Genomic DNA, 19,640 nt, shown 5'->3' on the forward strand with positions numbered 1-19,640 from the left:
TCCTCTTTTCATTAGCGATCAGGTAATTAAAGTAAAATTTCTGCTCGCTAAATACTTAATAAGATTGTCTATATGGTTTTCCAATTCACTCGCCACGCCAAGATAAGCCTCGTAGTCCTTTCCATATGGGTCCGCCACGTGTGTTTTTTTATGTGAAAACTCCGAAATGAGTTTCGTCTTGCCCTGACCTCCCGACTTCTGGACTTTTTTCTGAATTTTTGCGTCCATAGTCAATATCAGGTCAGCCTCTTCAATGTCTTTTTTGCAGATTTTTTTTGGTTTGCCGGAAATATCAACTCCGTATTTTTCCTTTATGACCCTTAAAGTTTTATCTGAATAGACAAAGCTTTTATTGTCCACCTTCAAGCCAGCCGAACTGACGTTTAATTTTATGTCTGTTTTTGTTGATTTAAGTTTTAGAATATATTCAGCCATAGGGCTTCTGCATGTATTGCCTTCACATACAAAACATATAGACAGAGGCTCATTAGTCTGATATTTGATGTCCATCGAAGTCAGATCGCCCAGGACAAAAGGACTTATTTCACCTTTCCTCAAAACAGTCATCTTTTTGCCTGTTGTCTCTATGACAGTCGATGCAGGTTTCGCCGGAAGAGATTTGGTCTTGTTCAGAAAGTGGAATTCTTCCTTTGAGAACATGGAAGACAGATGAGATAGATCCGCTGGATTGTTTTCCCCCGAAATATTCGCCGAAGTTGCGGGCATAATATCCAAAGCCTTGATAATATCCAAAGGAGCGGGTTTTTTGGGTACTCTAACGGCAATTTTACCGTTTTCGTCAACCAGATGTTCCGGGACCTTTTTGGAAGCTTTTCCGACAACAGTCAGTGAACCAGGCCAATACTTCTGGGTCAAACCGTAAATACGAGGGTTGAAATTGTCGAAAAGCCTGTATGCCCTGTCAATAGAATATGTCAGTATAGGTACCCTTTTGTCAGGATTTCTTTTTTTCAGTTTTAAAACTTTTTCATAAGCTTCCTTGCTTTCCGGGCTGAATGCAAAACCCCAGACAGTGTCTGTTGGTATCAAAACAACTTTTCCGGAAAGAAACGCCAAGAAAGCCTTAAGAGTGTTGCATTCAATCAGTTTCGTAGAAAGCTCTCCCTGTATTCAGATAATCTTTTCTTTAAATCTTCATCGAAAAGAGCCAAAATCTCGACTGCGAGAATAGCGGCGTTTTTCGCTCCAGCATTGTCCAGGCTCATAGTCGCGACCGGAATGCCCGAGGGCATTTGAACAGTGGAAAGAATGCTGTCAATTCCTTTGAGTGGAGACGAGCTCACAGGTACGGCTATCACAGGTAAAATACTCCAGCTAGCGACAACTCCTCCGAGATGAGCGGCGTAACCCGCTATTGTAATTATTACTTTAAAACCTCTCGATTGTGCGTTCTTAGCCAATTCCGCGGTTTTTTCTGGCGTCCTGTGCGCCGACGAGATCTCGAAAACGCTTTCTACGCCGAATGTTTTTAAAGTTTCTATGACAGTGTCAGCTATTTCACTGTCGGATTTTGAACCGGCTATCACGAGGACTTCAGTCATTAATCACCCCCAGAAGGTCTTTAAGTTTTTCTGATTTAGGCGATTGTCTTAACTTCACAAGCGCCCTATCCTTTATCTGCCTTATCCTCTCTCTCGAAACGCCTAATTCTTGACCGATTTTTTCTAAAGAACAAGGCGTATTATCCTGAAGCCCAAAATATTTTTTCAGGACAAGTTGTTCCCTGTCTGTCAAATCTCTCATCAGTTTGTTTATCTCCTGTTCTTCAGCCTGCTTTAAATAAGACTCTTCAGGAGAGAGGTAAGAACTCTGCAAGCTGTCTTTGAAATAGGGGCTTGAAGGATCGAGCGAGATATCCTTTTGCGCGTATTGATAAGATTCTTCGATATCCCTTATGTCTACATCGAGCATATCTGCCATTTCTTTTATCGTCATCTGAGAATGCTCAATATCCAATCCTTGTTCTCTGCTGCTCTTCAAAAGCTTTCTCAGTTTCGCCGCTCTGTTATAAGGCATATAAGCGATTTTCTGATTGGAGTATATGTACTGAAGCATTTTCTGCCTTATCCACCAAACGGCATAAGAGATGAATTTCGTACCGTAGTCAGGATCGAATCTGCTCGCCGCCTGAATCAGACCGGTGTTGCCTTCGTTGATTAAATCCATGGTGATGTTATGACTCTTGTCGAACCCCAGGGCGGTCTTCACCACAAATCTCAAATTAGCCCTTACGAGTTTGTTTATTGCTTCTATCCTCTCCGTTGGATTGCCGTATTTAATTTTTTTTCCAAGCTCTTTCTCTTCATCCCTGGAGAGCATTTTTTCTTTTTTCAAGTCTTTCTCGTACATTCCAAAAGTGTCTTCCGATATTCTTGTTGAAGCTGGAAGTTTTTTTTCTTCAACGGGAGAAGCGGGTAAAAGATTTTGATCTTTAGCCGAAGGCAGAGCTAAAGAAGGCTTATCCCTATCTTCTTTTGCCAAAACAGACCTCTTTCATTCATATTCCCAAATATCGTCGCTTGAATTTGCCTCTCTGATTTTACCTTTCTCATCTACTAGAAATATATTTCTTCCTTCGATTTTCTTTGAGACAGGCATGTCGAGGATCTCGATGGAAATTTCCGGAAAGTCCTGTCCGAAAGGGCCGAAACGAGACAGTGTGGCCAGGACATCATCGGTTATTTGATCTTTTTTAGCAGAAAAATCTATTCGGATTTTTCTGCGGAACAGTCCCCCCAAACCTGATTTTTCAAGAGCCTTGAAAAATTCGCCCACTTTCGAGCTCTCGATTTTTGCTCCGCAGGCTTTTTTGTGACCTCCAAAAGAGCTGAACAAGTTCTGTCGCTCTTCCAAAACCGACAGTACATCTCCATAAATCGTCCTTCCTTCAACTGTCTCAAAAGAATTTTCATCCAGAGCTCCGACGACGAAAGCCGGTTTGGTTTCAGAAAGGGTCAGCTTCGAGGCTATGGATCCGAGTATACCCCTGGGTGCATCTTTATCTCTAAAAACCACGAAATGTCCGATATTTTTTTTCATCGACTCCGCCTTCGAAAGAGCTGTTTCCCGCGCCTCAATCCATTTTCGGGATCTTTTCACCATGGACTCGGCGCTGGTGGTATCTGGACTGTCGGTTAAAAAGTTGAAAGAAAGAGATGATCCTTCTACTGACATATCCGATGATATTGGAGATATGATAATCCTCTTAATCTCTTCGGTGGTCTCGGGAACAGAGGATTCCTGAAACGAACACAAGAGGTCAATAGCCTGAAATCTGAATTTGTCAAGTGCTTCAATTCCTCTTTTCACGATTGTTCTGTTTTCTCCAACCAGTGGAACCCTGTCGCTGATAGTCCCGAGAGAAGCGAGCAGCCATAAATAAGGATCCTGTGAAAATTCAAGGGCAAATTTCAAAGCAAGACCGCTTCCGGAGAGATCATCGAAAAGATAATCGCTGTCATGCCTGTGACAATTCACTATTATTCTGTCTCCAAGATAAGATGCGGGGATTTGGTGATGGTCGGTGACAACGAGCTTGACCCCTTCATCGGACAGATAAGATGCTGCGACAGTATCCCTGCTGCAGCAATCTACGGTAATTACCAGATCCGTTTTGTTTTTCTGTATTTCTCTCTTCAAAGATTCGAGGTTCATTCCGATCCCTTCGGCTTTTCTGTCCGGTATATATGCCCTGACCTTAGCCGCTGATGAAGATAGAGCAAGGTATAAAAGAGAAGCGGCTGAAATACCGTCGCAATCCTGATCCCCCCATATAAGTATCTGACCTTTGTTTTCCATGGTCTGCCTGATCACTTTCAAGGCTTTTTCAAATTGAGGAATGCCCGGGGAATCAAGCCAGATATCTTCCGTGAGAAAATTTTCTGTCAGATTCCTTTTAGAAATCACCTTTTCGATGAACTTCTCAGCTGAAGGCATATCTTCCCGTTAATTTTCCCCTGAGAAACCGAAAGAAAAGAATTTTTCGCGAGTTCGAGGACAGCCATAAAGCTGGCTATAATCCAGGGTTTGTCTTTTCTGTTGTCGAGAATTTCAGGAAATGGCACCTCTCTTGAAGGGTTTTCGAGCATGATATCTGTTATCCTGTCGATTCTATCTTCAAGAGGGATTTGATCTATTATGTATTTAAGAGACTTAATTTTTCTATACCTTTGTGTTAGTTCTCTCGCCGCGTTGATTAAAAATATCACATCCATGAATTTCTCTTTATCCTCTATCGCCGGTCTTGCGGCAGGTCTTATCTGAATGTGTCTCAATCCTTCATTTTCCATAGCTTTAAGTCTGCTCGCCGAGTCTCTGAAAAGCTGGTAGATAAGAAGCCTTTGAGTCAGTTCTTCTTTAGAAAGATCAGGCTCGGAAATTTCTTCGCTTCGAGGTGAAGGCAACAAAGCTCTGGCTTTCATCCTCATCAATGTCGAAGCCATGTCGAGAAAATCGACCGCGATTTCCATGTCGAACTCTCTCATCACGTTTATATAAGCTAAGTACTCGTCTGTGATGTGAGAAATAGGTATGTCGTATATATCGAGCCGATCCCTTCTGATAAGGTATAACAAAAGTTCGAGAGGCCCTTCAAAAATTTCTAATTTTACAGAAAATCCCATTACCCTTTAAAACCAAACATGTGTGAAATCTAAAATATCACGAAAAGATTCTTTCGGGATAACATTTATCGCAAACCGGGCACCACCAATGCCTGCAAGGTTCGCATTTAACGAGTTTTTCGCCGCAATCCGGGCAAGTTTTGGATGTCGATTTATCAATATCAGGTTCTTTGGCATAGATAGGTTGAACGTATTCAGAGCAGTTTTCACACCAGTATTTGTTATACTTACTTACATAAGTTGTATTGCCGCCGCATTTAGGGCAGAGAACGGCGTTTTCTTCATTTTTTGAAAGAGGCTTTTCTTCGACAATCGGTTTGGAAGGTGGAACTACTTCAATTTTCTCAAGCCCGAAATCGAGCGGCATGTATTTTTCACAGTTGTCGCACCAGTATCTTTGATATTGCTCAATAAACCTGACTTTTTTACCGCAAAACGCGCATTTCAAGCCTTCATCTTCCGTGGATACTTGCTCAACAGCCGCTTCTAAAATTTCTTCATCCTCCTCTTGAGGACTGACTATTTCTATCTCTTTGATGTTTATTGCCTCTTCAGGGGCAGTGTCTTGTTTTTTTCCAAAGCCAACCGGCATATACTCTCCACAGGTGTCACACCAATACCTGTCATATTGTTCGATGTATCTTGTATTTTTATTGCATTTAGGACAGATAAGTGCCACACCCTCTGATTCACCGGCTCCGACCACAGAAATCTGCTCGGCTTCATCGAGGTTCTCGACTTCTTCATTTTCAAATTCTAGGTCGAGATCGGCTGTCTCAGACCTTTTAAAATCCTCAACTCGCTGGCTTACATCCAATGCTTCCGAAGTCGCTTCTTGTTCGGAGGTAAGATTCTCACTCTCCGGCATTGGAGCCACGGTTTCCTCCTCGAGAGGAACCGAAAGTTGCTCTTCTGTCAGGGAAATAGTGCCCAGATCAACAGCCTTTTCCTTGGATTGGATAATTTCATCGGAAACTGCCGAAGCAGTCTCTTCCTCTCGTGAAACATCTGTCTTATCGGGTTCATCGCCAACGGTGACAGGAGAACCCTTGAATCCGACCGGCATATACTCTCCGCAGTTGTCGCACCAAAACCTGTCATATTGAGCAATATACCTCACTTCTTCTTTGCATTTGGGACACCTGAGAACAAGTTGCTCTTCAACGTCCGTATCATCTTCTGAGGGCGCGACAACAGTTTTTACAAAATCCTGCGTTAAATCTTTTTGAACATAGGAAACCTGTTGATCCAAATCCTGGACAACAGTCGCTGTCTCCTCTTCTACGGGTTCTTGGGCATCAATGGTATCTTCCACTCTGCCAGTTTCGATAACTTCGGCTTCCTCAACCTGATCGAAAGCCAGTTTCACAGGTTCATCGGAGGTCGGTTTTTCAATACTCTCGGGGATTATCTCTATCTTGTGTTCCAGTATTTCAGCTTTCTTTTCAGTCGAGATTTCCGATTCTAAACCAACATATTCCAGGCATTTATCGCACCAATAGCGGCCGTATTCTTCTATCCTTCTCAAAGGAGCTCCGCACTTCGGACAGTTCTTTTCCGACACTTCCGCTTTTTCTTCAGCAATTTCCTTTGAAACCGACGGGTATGATTCTTCCTTTTCAGAAGCATATTCAAGGCAGACATCGCACCACCATTTTTTATACTCGTCTATGTATCGTAAAGGGGATTTGCAAACAGGGCATGTTCTTTCTTCTGGTTTGTCAGAGGGAGTTTCTTTTAATTGCACTGATTCTGGAACCGAGACGTTTTCTTCCTCCATTTCCGAATCTGTATCACTGGAGCTTTCTACAGGTTTCCCAAAGTTGACCGGCATGAATTCTGCACACATATCACACCAGTATCTGTCGTATTCTTCGAAATATTGAAGTTCATAATTGCATACAGGACATTTAAGCTTGTGTTCAGTTTCCAGCGGGACAGTTATTTCTTCAACAGGGCTCTCTTCAACAGCTGTTTCTGATATCTCTTCTATGATTTCAGACTCGGCTTCCTTGCCGAATTCCGGTTCCATATATTTTGCGCAGGTATCGCACCAATACCTATCGTAGGGTTCAATATATCGCAGAAAACTGCCGCAATCCGGGCACTTTAGAGCTTGATCCACTTTAACTGAATCCGAACTTTTGAGGTCTTTATCATTGAAAGGTATATCGGAATCATCGAACATCTATACCTCCGTCAAAATGACATAAACGTTTTATTTGCATATTTTCGACTAATAATATATACTGTCGTCAATTAAGTTGTCAAGAAAATAACCATGAATACAGAAGAAATAATAAGATACATATCGGAAAATCCCAGAAAAACACCTGTTAAAGCCTATATAAGAGGAAAGCCCAGAAATTTGGAAAACAGTAAAATCCGAATTTTCGGAGAAGGCAATTTTTGGATTGTCTTCGGGGACTACAAAGATGTATTATCGTTTCTGGAAGAGAACAAGGATTTCATAACCGATAGACATATCGAAATTTCCGCCCGAAATTCTGCAGTTCCAACCGCTGATATTTCAAAATTCAACGCAAGAATAGAACCTGGCGCCATAATTCGAGAAATGACCCAAATTGGTGAAGGTGCTGTCATAATGATGGGAGCCGTGATAAACATCGGAGCAGTCATCGGTTCTAAGACAATGATAGACATGAATGCGGTGATAGGCGGCAGGGCTGTTGTTGGCGAAAAATGCCATATAGGAGCAGGCGCGGTAATAGCGGGTGTCATAGAACCTCCTTCCGCTAGACCTGTTGTAATTGGAAAAGGAGTTTTGGTTGGAGCCAACGCTGTTATACTGGAAGGCGTCGAGGTCGGCGAAGGTGCAGTTGTTGCCGCTGGAGCTGTCGTAATAGACGACATACCCGGAAATGAAGTTTGGGCGGGAGTTCCGGCAAAATTTATAAAAAAAACTGATTCTAAGACTTTGGAGAAATCAAAAATCGTCGAAGCCCTGAGAAATCTCTGATGCCATTCTTTTCATCTCTCTATAGACCTTTTGACTTTAAGGTGTCCTACGCCAGAGGAAATTACATTTACGACGAAAATGAAAATGCATACCTTGACGCTTTTTCGGGCATAGGAGTAAATATTTTCGGGCACAGAGACGAAGGCATCTTTAAAGCTATTACAACAAAATTAGAAAGGTTTGGACACATTTCAAACCTAATCAAAGACGAAGATGCCGAAAGGGCAGCCGAAGCTATTGGAAGAAGATTTGACGTTTCTTCAAAAGTGATATTCGCCAATTCAGGGACAGAAGCCGTCGAGGCTGCTCTGAAGATTTTAAAAAAAAACAACCCCCAGGGATTGATAGTATCTTTCACCGGCAGTTTTCACGGACGTTCGGCGGGTAGTCTTTCACTTACCGGAATTGAAAGCATGAAAAAACAATTTCAGCCCTTGTTACCGAACACAGTAACCCTGCCTTTCAACGAAGCCTCTGTCTTCTGTGAATTCTGCAAAAAAAACAAGGTCGCTGGAGTCTTCTTCGAAGCAATCCAGGGTTCAGGGGGAATTGTCCCCCTGAAAGACGATCTATCCCATGAAATAACAATCGCGCAAAAAGATTACGGAATTGCCGTTGTGGCGGATGAAGTTCAAAGCGGACTCGGAAGGACCGGAAGTTTCTTCGCGTACGAAAACTTCGGCGTCAATCCCGACATTGTTATATTGGGGAAAGCTCTCGGTGGAGGTATTCCTCTCGCGGCAGTCATCGCCAAAAACCCTTTCGGCCAAGTTTTAAAACAGGGAGAGCACGGTTCGACTTTTGCCCCAAATCCCGCAGCCCTATCCGCTTGCCTGGAAATACTAAGCCGCTTGACCCCTGAACTGATACTCCGAAACAAAGCCAGGGGTGAATACTTTTTTAAATCCCTGAAGTCTTTTCTTCCCTTAACTTGTCAAGTAAGAGGCAGGGGTTTGATGATAGGCATACAAACAGACAAAGACGCCAACTCCTTGAAAAAATTCTGTTTCAAGGAAAAAATACTCATCAACACGATAGGCGACAGGATAATAAGGCTTCTTCCTCCCTTCACGATAACCGAAAAGGAAATTGACCGAATATGCATGTGTCTGTCAAAAGCTGTCGAGCAGGCACCTTTTTTGATTCCTGGCAAATGAAAAAAAACTTCGATCCGAGAGAACTTGCTTTGTTCTTCTTGAAAGATTCCGCGCGTAGGAATCTCGGTTCGGACCTGTTTTTCAGCGAAGAGCTCTCTTCCCTGGGGAAAAAAGACCGCGCTTTTTGCTTCAACTTAGTCTTAACTACGGTGAGAAATTACATTTTTCTGGATCATGCTTTGTCGAAACACCTCAAAAAAATCTCAGATTTGCCCCAAGAAATCCTCTGGATTCTCAGATTAGGAGCATCCCAAATAATTTTCTTTTCTTCCGTTCCCGATTACGCAGCGGTGGATACATCTGTGGAACTCGCGAAGAAGGCAGAAAACAAAAAATTCGCCGGGCTCGTGAACGCGGTGATGCGTAAGACTGCCAAAGACGAAAACGTTTTACCCGAAGGAGAAGACCCGGCGTCTTTATCCCTGCGCCATTCAGTCCCTCTTTGGCTCATAGGAAAGTGGAACAGAGATTTCGGCGACATGAGAACATCAGGGATTCTCGAGTTCTTTTCCTCCAGGCAACCAATTTGCTTCAGCGTTATAGATCCCGCCCAAACTGAAAAGATCGTCTCGGAAGCGACAAAACAGGGTTTCAAAATCTCACCCGCGCACTTTTCAAAAAAGTGTTTTTATTCTGATCGATCACTTATCTACAGCCGATTTTTCAAAGAAGGCTCCATAACAGTTCAAGATGAGAGTTCTGAACTCGTAGAAGAAGTCTTCGACTTTCCTCTTCTTGGAACGGTTTTCGATCTTTGCTGTGCACCCGGAGGGAAAACCGTATCAATTTCAACTGAAAGCTCTTATACATGCGCGTGCGACATCGAATTGGCTAAAATGAAAAGTGTCCTCGAAAATTCAAGAAGAATAGGCATTTCTGAAAAAATATCTCTTTGCGTCTCAGACGCGGTCCACCCCCCTTTCAGAGAAAATTCAGCAGACCTTGTCATAGCAGATGTGCCCTGTTCCGGGACAGGCACACTGCATAAAAACCCTGATATAAAATTAAAACTAAAAAAAACCTCTTTCAGAAACATAGCTTCCTTGCAATTTAAAATACTCTCTAGCGCATCAAAACTTGTCAAACGCAAGGGTTTGCTCTTATACTCAACATGCTCTCTTGAAAAGGAAGAAAATCATGAGGTGGTACAAAGGTTTTTAAAAGATTCCTGTGAATTCAGCGTCGTAAGACCAAAAAAAGAATTTTCCGCGTTTTCCGACGAAAATGGATTTTGCATTTTCACTCCTGATATTCACGGAATCAGCGGTTCTTTTGCCGCTCTGATGAAAAGAGACTGCTTATAGTTGACTTTTAAAATACTGCCGCATTTACTTATAAAAAAGGAGAAAATTATGAAAAATGAATACAAGGTATCGGATATTGGGCTTTCTTCTTGGGGTAGGATGGAAATTGACCTTGCAGAAAGAGAAATGCCCGGACTCATGGATCTTAGAAAAAAATACGGCTCTTCAAAACCTCTCGCTGGAGCCAAGATCACCGGCTCTCTGCACATGACTATTCAGACCGCTGTCCTGATTGAAACTCTCACGGATCTCGGCGCCCAAGTCAGATGGTCGAGTTGCAATATCTTTTCCACCCAAGATCACGCCGCCGCGGCAATAGCTAAAAGAGGTATTCCTGTTTTCGCATGGAAAGGCGAGACACTTGAAGAGTATTGGAATTGCACCGAAAAAGCTTTGACTTTCCAGGAAAGCCAAGGGCCTGATCTTATAGTTGACGATGGAGGCGACGCCACCCTAATGGTTCATTTGGGTTACGCGGCCGAAGAAAACCCGTCGGTTCTCGAAGAAGAATCGCATTCCGAAGACGAAAAATTTCTGAAAGAACATCTCAAAATTACTCTCAGGGAAGACCCCGAAAAATGGCATAGATCAGCAAATTCGATAAAAGGCGTCTCCGAAGAAACCACTACAGGCGTTCAGAGACTCTACAAAATGAACAGAGATAAAAAACTTCTTTTTCCCGCTATGAACGTAAACGACTCGGTGACAAAATCCAAATTCGACAACATTTACGGATGCAGGGAATCCTTGATTGACGGAATAAAAAGAGCTACGGGAATCATGATTGCAGGAAAAAACGCGGTTGTCTGCGGATACGGCGACGTAGGAAAAGGATCCGCTCAAGCCCTGAAAAACTATAAAGCGAAAGTGTCAATCACCGAAATTGATCCAATCTGTGCCCTTCAAGCCGCAATGGAAGGTTTTGAAGTAAAAACTCTCGAAAACACTCTCTCAGAAACCGACATTTTCGTCACTGCTACCGGAAATCGGGACGTAATAACCCTCGAACATATGCTTGCGATGAAAGACCATGCAATTGTCTGCAACATAGGGCACTTTGACAACGAAATCCAAGTAAACAAACTGATGACCTATCCTGGTGTCAAAAGGACCACCGTTAAACCTCAAGTCGATATATTCACTTTCTCTGACGGGCATTCAATTATTCTTCTTGCGGAAGGCAGGTTGGTCAATTTGGGATGCGCAGCGGGTCACCCGTCTTTTGTTATGAGCACATCCTTTTCGAATCAGGTGCTCGCTCAAATAGAACTTTTTTCAAAAAAGCGCTCCATCGGAGTTTACGTACTGCCTAAAATTCTCGACGAGGAAGTGGCGACGCTTCACCTTGAAAATCTCGGAATATCATTGACTAAATTAACACCCGAACAGGCTCAATACATCGGAGTGCCGGAGCAAGGTCCTTTTAAAAACGAGAATTATCGTTACTGATTGGGTTTTGTATTCACGGTAAAGATGGTTTGAGAAACAAAAAGAAATTCCAACTGATTTTTTGCCTGGCCTTTTTACTGGCCCTTTTGGTTGTAGCGGCATATATCTTTCAAAAAAGAACATTCAAGCTTTCTAAAAAACAAAACGGTATATGGCTCGCTCATCACTGGGTAGATGAGAAACCTGATCAATACAAAGTCGCGCGACTAGCGGATAATTTAAGAAAAACCGGAATAATTCATGTCTTCCAGCACGCTGGCCCTCTGGATTCATTGGGAAATATTTCTCCGTCAAAATACTGTTTTTCAAGAGAGTTTATTACAGAGCTAAAGAGAATCTATCCTGAACTTATTTCAGTTCAAGCATGGATAGGCCAGATAGAAAAAAGAGGCGGAGGGTCTCTTGATATCACTTCGGAACAAATCAGAAAAAACATCGCAAAAACCTGTGCGGAATTGGTGAAAGCCGGATTCGACGGTATACATGTCGATATAGAACCCATATACGAGGGAGATACTTGTTTTGTGATCCTTTTGGAAGAAATCAGAAAATCTTTGGGAGAAGAAGCTGTTTTGACCTGCGCCGTGCCTAAAATTTCTTTGGGAAAAATTTTTGGCGAGAGCTTAAAACTGCTTTTTTCCGTTAAAGGACTTTGGAGCGCGGAATATTTTCAAACGGTATCGAAAAACACCGACTTCACCGTAGTGATGCTCTACGACACGAGAATCAAAAATCCGCATTTATATTCTCTTTTTGTGTCCCTCGAAGTAACTAAAATCACGAGAGCGGCTGAGAATCCAGTAATGGTAGGAATTCCTAGTTATGAAGACGAAAAATCTACGTTCGACCCGGTTATTGAAAACGTTGAAGCCGCTTTGGAAGCTGTTTTTTCGGGACTAAAATACGGCGATAGAGAGAAATATATGGGTTTTTCAATTTACGCCGACTGGACGATGGATGAACAAGAATGGAAAACCGTGCAAAGACATGTTGAATCGGAGAAACTCTATGAATGAACTTACTGTCAAAAGAGGAGACGGCAGGCGCAAACAATACTTGAAAATCGAAGCATGCGTAATTCTTGACAATTTAAGGAGCGCGAGAAATGTCGGGGCAATTTTCAGAACTTGCGACGGAACCGGAATAAACGAGTTAATACTCTGCGGGACAACTGCCATACCTCCGCATGATGGAATTACTATGACTGCCATGGGATCTGAAAAATTCGTCGACTGGTCATATTCCAGCTTCACCATTGAAGCCGTAAGAAAGAAAAAAGACGAAGGTAAACACATAGTCACACTGGAGACGACATCTTCGAGTAAATGCTTCTGGGATGCCGATTACCCGGATGGAACAGTCCTGGTTATGGGAAATGAAGCTCTAGGAATTTCCGAAGAAATCGTCAATATTTCTGATGAGATAATCGAGATCCCCATGCTCGGTTATAAAAATTCCCTCAACGTGGCTTCCGCTTTCTCTGTTATTGCTTATGAAATACTGCGCAGGAGAAGAGCGCTTATAGGAATAGAGTCATAGACTCAGTCTTATCCTCCGGTATTATCAGAAAACGGTTTCACGAAAATCACCTTTTCTCTGTCGAGAACGACCAAGCCTTTAGGCGCTTTTCTCGGTTTTCTGACATACTTTCTCAAAGCGTATTGAACTGGCACAAGAGAAGAAAATCTCGCCAAAGAAAAACCCGCAGCTACTGCCGCTGCGAATTCAATATCCTCTTTCAAAGGTTCTTTTGCACCATGCAAAAACAAAATTACATGAGAACCTTTAGAATCTTTAGCGTGAAAAAAAAGATCATCTCTTCGAGCTATTTTCATCGTAAGATAATCGGCACTTTCTGCGTTTTTTGAAACAGCGACTGTCTTCCCTGAAGGGGAAAGAAAAACTCTGTATTTTGAAAGTTCCCCTTCATCTTTCTTTTCATCACTTTTCGTGAATTCTCCTCTTTCAATTTTTTCTATCAATTCCTTTGTATCGCAGAGTTTTTTTTCGTATAAAGCTTTCTTTCTCAGGTTCTTCCTGTACAAGCTGAATAAATTTTCAATGATATTTCCCTTTTTCTTTCCGAGTACCGAAAGGTAAAAAGCTTCAAGGTTTTTATCCAGCGGTTTAATGGAGGAAAGTTCTTCATCACCCGCCGATTTTATCTTCTCACCCAGAGCTAAAATATCCTGGGGATTTATCATGCACGAAAGAGATTTTAAAATGTCCCTTTCATTTTTCTTGAGCCTTTTCATTTCTTTTTCAAGGATTTGATTCTCGTTGTTATTCTGAGGAGATTCAGAGAGTTCTGAAATTATCTCTTCCGGATTCTTGGCCTCCGAGCCTGGTATCAAAATGCCGGGAACAGCGTAAAAATAATCTTCGACAGGGATCAACGCGATTTTTGAAGGGTTCGAGATTTTCGGATCCTTCAGTATTTCCATATATCTAGGATCAATTTTTTTGAGCACTTTTGCCGATTCGAGCCACTGTGAAATATACCGAAGTCTCGGCTTTTCTTCTACAGGTAGGACGTATACATCACCAGAACCTAAGTTCCTCTTTTTTGAAAAGGATTTTCTGTAGTGCCTCACGATTTTGCCGTCTTCCTTTTTTGTCAGAAAAGCGTTCGGAAAACCCCCGAAAAACTCAAACCAAATTCTCCAAGCCTTCTCTTCGCCAATTTCAGTAAGCCGTTTTATGTCCAGGAAGAGAATCCTGTCCGCTCCAATTTGACCTGCGCAGTCAATAGTGCCGTCTTTAATGGATTGAGCCCAACCGCTTGCCCTTTCCTTTTCGAGATTTTCTGATGCGTTGAAAAAAATCCAGCTGAACCTCGGATGAAGAAAGGCGTCTATAGTTCCTTTTGTAGTAGATAAAGACAACCCGTGAGAAAAAAAATCGACGGATTTAACCGTTCCTCCGACAAAATTATCTAGAATTCTGGAAATCAGAAAAAAAGAATACCCGTCGCTTTTAATTTTCATGCTTCAATCAATTGTCCGATGTGGTTATTTACTCATTCGCTCCATATACTCATCTGAGCGCGTGTCTATCCTGATCAAGTCGCCTGTGTTTATAAAAAGCGGAACGGTTATCTTCACTCCACCTTCGACAAGAGCGGGTTTTGATCCTGCCGTGGCAGTGTCACCTTTATATCCCGGTTCAGTTTCCAAGACTTTTAACTCGACGAAGAACGGAATCTCTGTATCGACAATTTTACCCTCGGCGTAGAGAAGGTCGCATTCCATGTTTTCTTTGAGCCATTTGGCTTTTTCTCCCATCACTTTAATATCGACGGAAATCTGTTCGAAATTTTCCACGTCCATAAACCAATACGTCCCGTCGTCATGGTAGAGATATTGATATTTTCTTCGTTCAAGTCTGATTACGTCAAATTTGTCATTGTCTCTCATTGTCTCTTCGACGACTTGACCGGTTTCCAGGTTTTTCAGCCTCGCTCGGGCGAAAGCTCCTCCTTTTCCTGGTTTTACATGCTGAAAATCGACTATTTTTAAAATTTTACCATCGTATTTAATAGTGATATTTTTCCCTATATCGGAAAGAGATGCCATCAAACCTCCCTATTCAATTTGATCCAACCATTTCTTAAAAGCCTCTAATCCTTCTTGATTGTAATTGAATTCTTGTCTTTCCTCCGCTTCAGAATCCTCCTTTTCACCCTTTTCTTCTTCCGGTACAAGAATAGCCATATGCCGCTCGATTTTCTTTAATTCTTCCAAAGTTTCTGAAGCTACTTGGCTGAAAATCAGGCTTTCCGTGTCCTCTGTCGATTTTTCCGTTTCCAGTTCTACTTCTTCTTTTTCGTTTTCACTTATGTCAAAGAAATCTTGTTCCTTCGGCAACTGATCAATTTTTTCTTGTTCTGTCTCTTCGTAAGCTCTATCCCCTGAGTCAGAAACACTCTCGCCTGTTTCGGTATTTATAACGTTTTGCTCTTTGACGTCCTTTTCCTGAGTCTGAGAGATCAAATCCTGGACTCTTTTGACATCTTCTGATAATTCGGGATGATCGGGAAGTAGCTTTTCATAAATAGAAAGAGCCTTTTCATAATTCCGCTGTTTTTCGTATATACCCGCCATTGTCACGCTTTCAATTTCACCTTTATAGAGAGGAATCCCTTCTTGATTGTCCTTTATCTCTTTCTCCTCAACCTCTTCAAAATTATCTTCAGGCTTGAATAAAGCTTCGTCCTCAACGGCGGTCTGACCCATGCGAATATCTTCTGTATCCTGAGGTTTTTCGTCTTTCTGTTTTGGTGTATCTGTTCTTACGTTTGCTTCCACCTCTTTTTCAATGCTGTCTTCAAGCTCTTTTTCGAGCATCTCGACTTCAAGGTCGAGTATTATTTCATCGTTGGGTTGATCCATAACAGAATCACCAGGGAGTCCCGTCCCTTGAATTTCTTCTTCTTCTTTGAAGATTTCTTCTATCTGCGCTGTTTTCTCTATAGGAAGCTCCAAATCGAGAGACAGGTCATCTCCGGTTTTTCCCGTCTCCTCCTCGATAAAAATCAATTCTTCTTCGGCTTTTTCAGGGTGTTGCTCTGAAGTCTCCATCTGATGTCGCATCTGATCGCGAACGTTTTTCTTTTGAATAATGTCTTCTATTTCAATCATAATTTGCTGTATGCTTGAATCAAAAGGATTTAAGTCGAGTAGTCTTTTATAAGAATCAAGCGCTTTTTCGTATCTACCTGATTTATAAGCTCCCTTGGCGACTTTTTGAAGAGCGAGCAGGTTTTCTTTGTCCTTTTCCAATACCCTTATGTAAATATCTAACGCTTTATCCTCTTCGCCGTTTTTTTCGTAACATTTACCCAAAACCATGAGACCCGAGATATAGTCCTGATGCTTTTCAACCCCTTTTTCAGCGATTTTTATCGCCTGTTCGGTCATATCCTCCGATAGATAAGCATCGGCAAGTCTCGCGAAGATAAGAGAATCGGGTTCTGCGTCGTATTTTTTCTGCAGTTTAGAAATTTCGGGGCTCGGTGATTTCGAAGCCATCTAGCCTCCTAAGATATCGTTTTAAAAGTTTTAGCTATAAGCCTTAACTCCTCGAGGTAAAATGATTTCTTGTTCCCCGGGGCAAAAAGATGTACATCTATTACAAATATTCTTCCCTTTTCTGATAAAATCCAAGACTTGAAAGGACCTCCAATGCTCTTTCGGCTGTTCTGCCATAAACCTGAATAGAAACAGCCGATATCGTCCTCTCCGTAACTTTCAACAACGCATGAATCGCCTTCGAAAAAAGCTTCCGAGATATTATCTCTGAACAGCTTGAAAGTTTCCGCATCAGGAATTTCGCCCGAAGAGTCTTCAAACCAGAAAAAAGACACATAACGGCTTACTGCGTTGTCTGTGCCGCTACGCATGTGCTGAACGGATATCAAATGCCCCTTCTCGACAGATCCTTGAGAATCAGCAACGACATAATAATAGGGCATCATGACGTCAAAACCGAATTGTGCTCTCGTAGCCAGTGAAAGATTTTCTTGGTATCCTCCAGCGTAAATCATGTATTCAATTCTTTCCGAAGAAGCTCTGTAGAAGGATTGGAATATTTCTTCACCGTTTTCTTCGACCAATCCGGCGACACTCGAAGTATCGGATTTTAAAACAATTATCAGCTGAGGCGATGCCCACACGTCTTGAAAAGATTCCAATTCAGTTGTGGGCTGTATTTTTTCACGAAACAAATTCCACATTTCTTCTCTGTTTTCCGGGGTGACAATAAACAAAATGTTGTGCCTGCGCCAATAATCGGTTTTCTCTTCCCAGAATAAATCGGGACTCACCCATTCTATGTCGAAAACATGCTCGAAAGAAGGGTAGTAACGAGTGTCCCAGAGGACTTCCTTGACCTCGTTTTGGCATAATTCCCACGTTGTGCTGTCGGTGACTACCTGAACAATGTCTCTGGGGCCAAAAGCGTGAGGTCTATAGTTTCCGCTGCAGGAAAATAAAAAACCGCCCAAAACCACCGGAAACAAACAGATTTTTTTCATTTTACGTAAACCAGTCTTTCAACGCGGGTGCCTGAGGATGAAACAACCGCAAAAACATAAACCCCTGAAGGTTGAGATGTCATATCAACGGTAAAACTATCTGAAAAATACGACGAGCGCAACATTCTGCCGGAGACATCGAATATTTTCAGTTGGGAAAAACCAGAGGATTGTACGTGCGCCCAATTTTTTTGAAGGCTTATTTGAATTACGTCCGTTCCGACAAGCGCTACCGGTAAATCTTCTTCGACTTCAGACGTCGTCCCGACAAAACAAAGCGAAGGGTCTCCGAAGTAAGTGCGGTCGAGAAGAGTATAAAGATTTCTGTCGTAACCCCCGTAATAATTTATATCCCAAAAAGGTATCAGCTTATTTTTTGAAGCATAGAAAGCAGGGCCTATTTGGTTTATTGAGCTGTCGAAAACAGCTTCTGCAAACCAGACATTCATATACTCGCTCGGTCCCATGGCCGGAAGAATACCTTCCCAACCGTAGCTCGTGTTAAAATCGCTTATTATTCCCCCTCCCCCCTGTTTGTTGAGCAGTGATACTGCCGCGCAGCTGCCTTCATGATAAGCTCCGGTCATGCAGGCAATTGAAGTATGAACCGCGAGTTTACCCGCGTTTGTCATGTTCGGTATATCATTGTTGTGGAGCATTCTCACATTATTTGAATTGTACCAATAGACGCCGTATCGATTTCCATGGCCCGCTCATTGCGTCCATGCGACTCCCTCGTTTACCGAGTCAATAGCTCCCTCGGGGGAGTTGCCGTACAGAGTTTCATACATTTTGACATGGTGCCAATTCGATGGGAGATGGTCTGCTATTGATTCGCAGACGGCTTCTCCCGTAATTGTGTAATACTGATTTTCGAAAAGAACCGCTCCCGCCAAAAGACTTCTTGTCCTCCATTGACCCTGAGGCGGGTCCGTCTCGTATTGGCAGATTTTTTCGACATTGACACTGAGCTGCGAAATCGAAGAGACTACAAGTCTTCCGACGAAAACATCTGCGTACAAATCGAGACTGTCATCTGGCTGTCCGTACCTGTTGTCAGAATTGAAATTCCAATCTCCGTCAAGATCGGCGAAATAGAGGTCAACCGGAGCGCTGTCGTCATAATATACTCCGTTTGTATCTCTGCAGTTTAAAAATATTTCTCGGGGCTGAAGAAGGTTTTTATCGCCTACTAGCAAGACGAATGTTATTCCATCGGTTTGATGCCTTTGAATAATGTAATTCCTGATTTTTTCAGGAAGATCAGAACCGCTAACCGAAGACGAAATCATCTCCTTTGACGCTGTGTCGCAGACAAGACCCCTGCTCGACTTGTGGCTGACAAGAGAATCAATAGCAGCTGTCGCCAAGTAGCTTGAGGGCGCTATGATGAGGTAATCGAAATTGCCATCACGGACTGAAGGTGACCATTGATGAAGCATTTCCGGATTGCACACAATCCCGCTAATTATCTTTTTGTGTATTTCAAAAGCGAGAGGAGTCAGATTTTGAGTCGCGGAGGTTCTGTCGTATTCGACCGTGATGGTCACATTTTCGTGCATCGTCAATTCGCCTGTCTGGGGATACCAGCTGTATGGAACAAGTAAAACACTGAGAATTTTAAAACCAGCCTGGTTGCCAAAATGGCTATTCTGGAGAATACTTGCGGGATACTTTTCAAAACCGTCGTAAACCGACGGGTCTGTTCTCATGAAAACCTCTTGTCTCATCCCGAGAGGAGCCTGAACCAGGGCTGGCAGAGGCAAGGGCACATAACCTACGAAGCATGGATCTGATCCTTCTGTTTTGATGCTTTTGAGTTCGGCGTCGTAGGGAAGGAGAATCTGCAAACGTTTTGCAGGCAAGACAGGGAGAAAAGCTCTTCCAAAATAGTCCAGGTCTAGTGCTGAAATCAAAGTGTATTCACCATAGCCAGTCAGTGAAGTGTTGTCCGCGTCCAAATTTACCCTAACGGAATAGCTAAATGTTTGGATTATACAGAACAATGACAAAAAAAAGCCCATGGTTTACTCCTTATCATTAGAGTATGAAAACACACTAAATCCTTAAGTT

At 42.5% G+C, this 19,640-nt stretch carries 18 protein-coding genes; 6 read left to right on the plus strand and 12 right to left on the minus strand.

Translation table 11 applies throughout. From position 1 onward, the window contains the following. Positions 1–18: 18 nt before the first annotated feature. From JXA84_07245 to JXA84_07270, 6 genes are read right to left on the minus strand one after another with little or no spacing between them, the layout of a single operon-like run. The gene (locus tag JXA84_07245; GenBank protein ID MBN1150995.1) at positions 19–1,050 is read right to left on the minus strand and encodes a Sua5/YciO/YrdC/YwlC family protein; all 1,032 of its coding nucleotides are present in this window, start codon (positions 1,048–1,050) and stop codon (positions 19–21) included. Positions 1,051–1,103: 53 nt separating this feature from the next. After that, positions 1,104–1,562 (minus strand): 5-(carboxyamino)imidazole ribonucleotide mutase, encoded by a 459-nt coding sequence (purE, locus tag JXA84_07250; GenBank protein ID MBN1150996.1) that lies wholly within the window; start codon positions 1,560–1,562, stop codon positions 1,104–1,106. After that, positions 1,555–2,502, minus strand: coding sequence for an RNA polymerase sigma factor RpoD/SigA (locus tag JXA84_07255; GenBank protein ID MBN1150997.1), 948 nt, complete (start codon positions 2,500–2,502; stop codon positions 1,555–1,557). Before JXA84_07255 ends, purE begins: the two co-directional genes overlap by 8 nt. Before the next feature lie 12 nt (positions 2,503–2,514). Then, the gene (locus tag JXA84_07260) at positions 2,515–3,957 is read right to left on the minus strand and encodes a DHH family phosphoesterase (protein ID MBN1150998.1); all 1,443 of its coding nucleotides are present in this window, start codon (positions 3,955–3,957) and stop codon (positions 2,515–2,517) included. Next, positions 3,924–4,643, minus strand: coding sequence for a segregation/condensation protein A (locus tag JXA84_07265; GenBank protein MBN1150999.1), 720 nt, complete (start codon positions 4,641–4,643; stop codon positions 3,924–3,926). Before JXA84_07265 ends, JXA84_07260 begins: the two co-directional genes overlap by 34 nt. Positions 4,644–4,680: 37 nt before the next feature. Beyond that, positions 4,681–6,831 (minus strand): hypothetical protein, encoded by a 2,151-nt coding sequence (locus tag JXA84_07270; protein MBN1151000.1) that lies wholly within the window; start codon positions 6,829–6,831, stop codon positions 4,681–4,683. A 93-nt stretch (positions 6,832–6,924) separates the two neighbouring features. Between JXA84_07270 and dapD the strand changes: the two genes are divergently transcribed. From dapD to JXA84_07300, 6 genes are read left to right on the plus strand one after another with little or no spacing between them, the layout of a single operon-like run. Then, on the plus strand, positions 6,925–7,623 hold the full coding sequence (gene dapD, locus JXA84_07275; protein MBN1151001.1) for a 2,3,4,5-tetrahydropyridine-2,6-dicarboxylate N-acetyltransferase: 699 nt from the start codon (positions 6,925–6,927) through the stop codon (positions 7,621–7,623). Continuing rightward, positions 7,623–8,780, plus strand: coding sequence for an aspartate aminotransferase family protein (locus JXA84_07280; protein MBN1151002.1), 1,158 nt, complete (start codon positions 7,623–7,625; stop codon positions 8,778–8,780). Before dapD ends, JXA84_07280 begins: the two co-directional genes overlap by 1 nt. Next, positions 8,777–10,084 (plus strand): hypothetical protein, encoded by a 1,308-nt coding sequence (locus JXA84_07285; GenBank protein ID MBN1151003.1) that lies wholly within the window; start codon positions 8,777–8,779, stop codon positions 10,082–10,084. Before JXA84_07280 ends, JXA84_07285 begins: the two co-directional genes overlap by 4 nt. A gap of 48 nt (positions 10,085–10,132) precedes the next feature. Next, a complete protein-coding gene (locus tag JXA84_07290; GenBank protein MBN1151004.1) occupies positions 10,133–11,533 on the plus strand; it encodes an adenosylhomocysteinase in 1,401 nt (466 codons plus the stop codon). A gap of 29 nt (positions 11,534–11,562) precedes the next feature. Continuing rightward, positions 11,563–12,549, plus strand: coding sequence for a hypothetical protein (locus tag JXA84_07295; protein MBN1151005.1), 987 nt, complete (start codon positions 11,563–11,565; stop codon positions 12,547–12,549). Continuing rightward, a complete protein-coding gene (locus JXA84_07300; protein ID MBN1151006.1) occupies positions 12,542–13,072 on the plus strand; it encodes an RNA methyltransferase in 531 nt (176 codons plus the stop codon). The genes JXA84_07295 and JXA84_07300 overlap by 8 nt, the downstream gene beginning before the upstream one ends. Before the next feature lie 8 nt (positions 13,073–13,080). Here the strand turns inward: JXA84_07300 and JXA84_07305 are convergent, their stop codons facing one another. Genes JXA84_07305 through JXA84_07330 form a run of 6 tightly spaced genes read right to left on the minus strand, consistent with a single transcriptional unit; the run spans position 13,081 to position 19,591 of the window. Then, positions 13,081–14,520, minus strand: coding sequence for an NFACT family protein (locus tag JXA84_07305; protein MBN1151007.1), 1,440 nt, complete (start codon positions 14,518–14,520; stop codon positions 13,081–13,083). A gap of 24 nt (positions 14,521–14,544) precedes the next feature. Next, a complete protein-coding gene (efp, locus tag JXA84_07310) occupies positions 14,545–15,108 on the minus strand; it encodes an elongation factor P (GenBank protein MBN1151008.1) in 564 nt (187 codons plus the stop codon). A gap of 9 nt (positions 15,109–15,117) precedes the next feature. Beyond that, positions 15,118–16,563, minus strand: coding sequence for a tetratricopeptide repeat protein (locus tag JXA84_07315; protein ID MBN1151009.1), 1,446 nt, complete (start codon positions 16,561–16,563; stop codon positions 15,118–15,120). An 8-nt stretch (positions 16,564–16,571) separates the two neighbouring features. Beyond that, positions 16,572–17,567 (minus strand): DUF4837 family protein, encoded by a 996-nt coding sequence (locus JXA84_07320; protein ID MBN1151010.1) that lies wholly within the window; start codon positions 17,565–17,567, stop codon positions 16,572–16,574. Then, complete coding sequence (locus tag JXA84_07325) at positions 17,564–18,226, minus strand: T9SS type A sorting domain-containing protein (GenBank protein ID MBN1151011.1); 663 nt, start codon at positions 18,224–18,226, stop codon at positions 17,564–17,566. The genes JXA84_07320 and JXA84_07325 overlap by 4 nt, the downstream gene beginning before the upstream one ends. A 54-nt stretch (positions 18,227–18,280) precedes the next feature. Then, positions 18,281–19,591 (minus strand): hypothetical protein, encoded by a 1,311-nt coding sequence (locus tag JXA84_07330; GenBank protein MBN1151012.1) that lies wholly within the window; start codon positions 19,589–19,591, stop codon positions 18,281–18,283. Positions 19,592–19,640: the final 49 nt, after the last annotated feature.

The sequence above is a fragment of the candidate division WOR-3 bacterium genome (assembly GCA_016926475.1).
GTDB lineage: Bacteria > SDB-A > SDB-A > SDB-A > SDB-A > JAFGIG01.

Bases quoted from the DNA above. Each gene is read 5' to 3' on its own strand.
- JXA84_07325 (MBN1151011.1), bottom strand. From the start codon at position 18,226: ATGCTCCACAACAATGATATACCGAACATGACAAACGCGGGTAAACTC.
- efp (MBN1151008.1), bottom strand. From the start codon at position 15,108: ATGGCATCTCTTTCCGATATAGGGAAAAATATCACTATTAAATACGAT.
- JXA84_07280 (MBN1151002.1), top strand. From the start codon at position 7,623: ATGCCATTCTTTTCATCTCTCTATAGACCTTTTGACTTTAAGGTGTCC.
- JXA84_07260 (MBN1150998.1), bottom strand. From the start codon at position 3,957: ATGCCTTCAGCTGAGAAGTTCATCGAAAAGGTGATTTCTAAAAGGAAT.
- JXA84_07265 (MBN1150999.1), bottom strand. From the start codon at position 4,643: ATGGGATTTTCTGTAAAATTAGAAATTTTTGAAGGGCCTCTCGAACTT.
- JXA84_07270 (MBN1151000.1), bottom strand. From the start codon at position 6,831: ATGTTCGATGATTCCGATATACCTTTCAATGATAAAGACCTCAAAAGT.
- JXA84_07320 (MBN1151010.1), bottom strand. From the start codon at position 17,567: ATGAAAAAAATCTGTTTGTTTCCGGTGGTTTTGGGCGGTTTTTTATTT.
- JXA84_07290 (MBN1151004.1), top strand. From the start codon at position 10,133: ATGAAAAATGAATACAAGGTATCGGATATTGGGCTTTCTTCTTGGGGT.
- JXA84_07305 (MBN1151007.1), bottom strand. From the start codon at position 14,520: ATGAAAATTAAAAGCGACGGGTATTCTTTTTTTCTGATTTCCAGAATT.
- dapD (MBN1151001.1), top strand. From the start codon at position 6,925: ATGAATACAGAAGAAATAATAAGATACATATCGGAAAATCCCAGAAAA.
- JXA84_07330 (MBN1151012.1), bottom strand. From the start codon at position 19,591: ATGGGCTTTTTTTTGTCATTGTTCTGTATAATCCAAACATTTAGCTAT.
- JXA84_07285 (MBN1151003.1), top strand. From the start codon at position 8,777: ATGAAAAAAAACTTCGATCCGAGAGAACTTGCTTTGTTCTTCTTGAAA.
- JXA84_07300 (MBN1151006.1), top strand. From the start codon at position 12,542: ATGAATGAACTTACTGTCAAAAGAGGAGACGGCAGGCGCAAACAATAC.
- JXA84_07315 (MBN1151009.1), bottom strand. From the start codon at position 16,563: ATGGCTTCGAAATCACCGAGCCCCGAAATTTCTAAACTGCAGAAAAAA.
- purE (MBN1150996.1), bottom strand. From the start codon at position 1,562: ATGACTGAAGTCCTCGTGATAGCCGGTTCAAAATCCGACAGTGAAATA.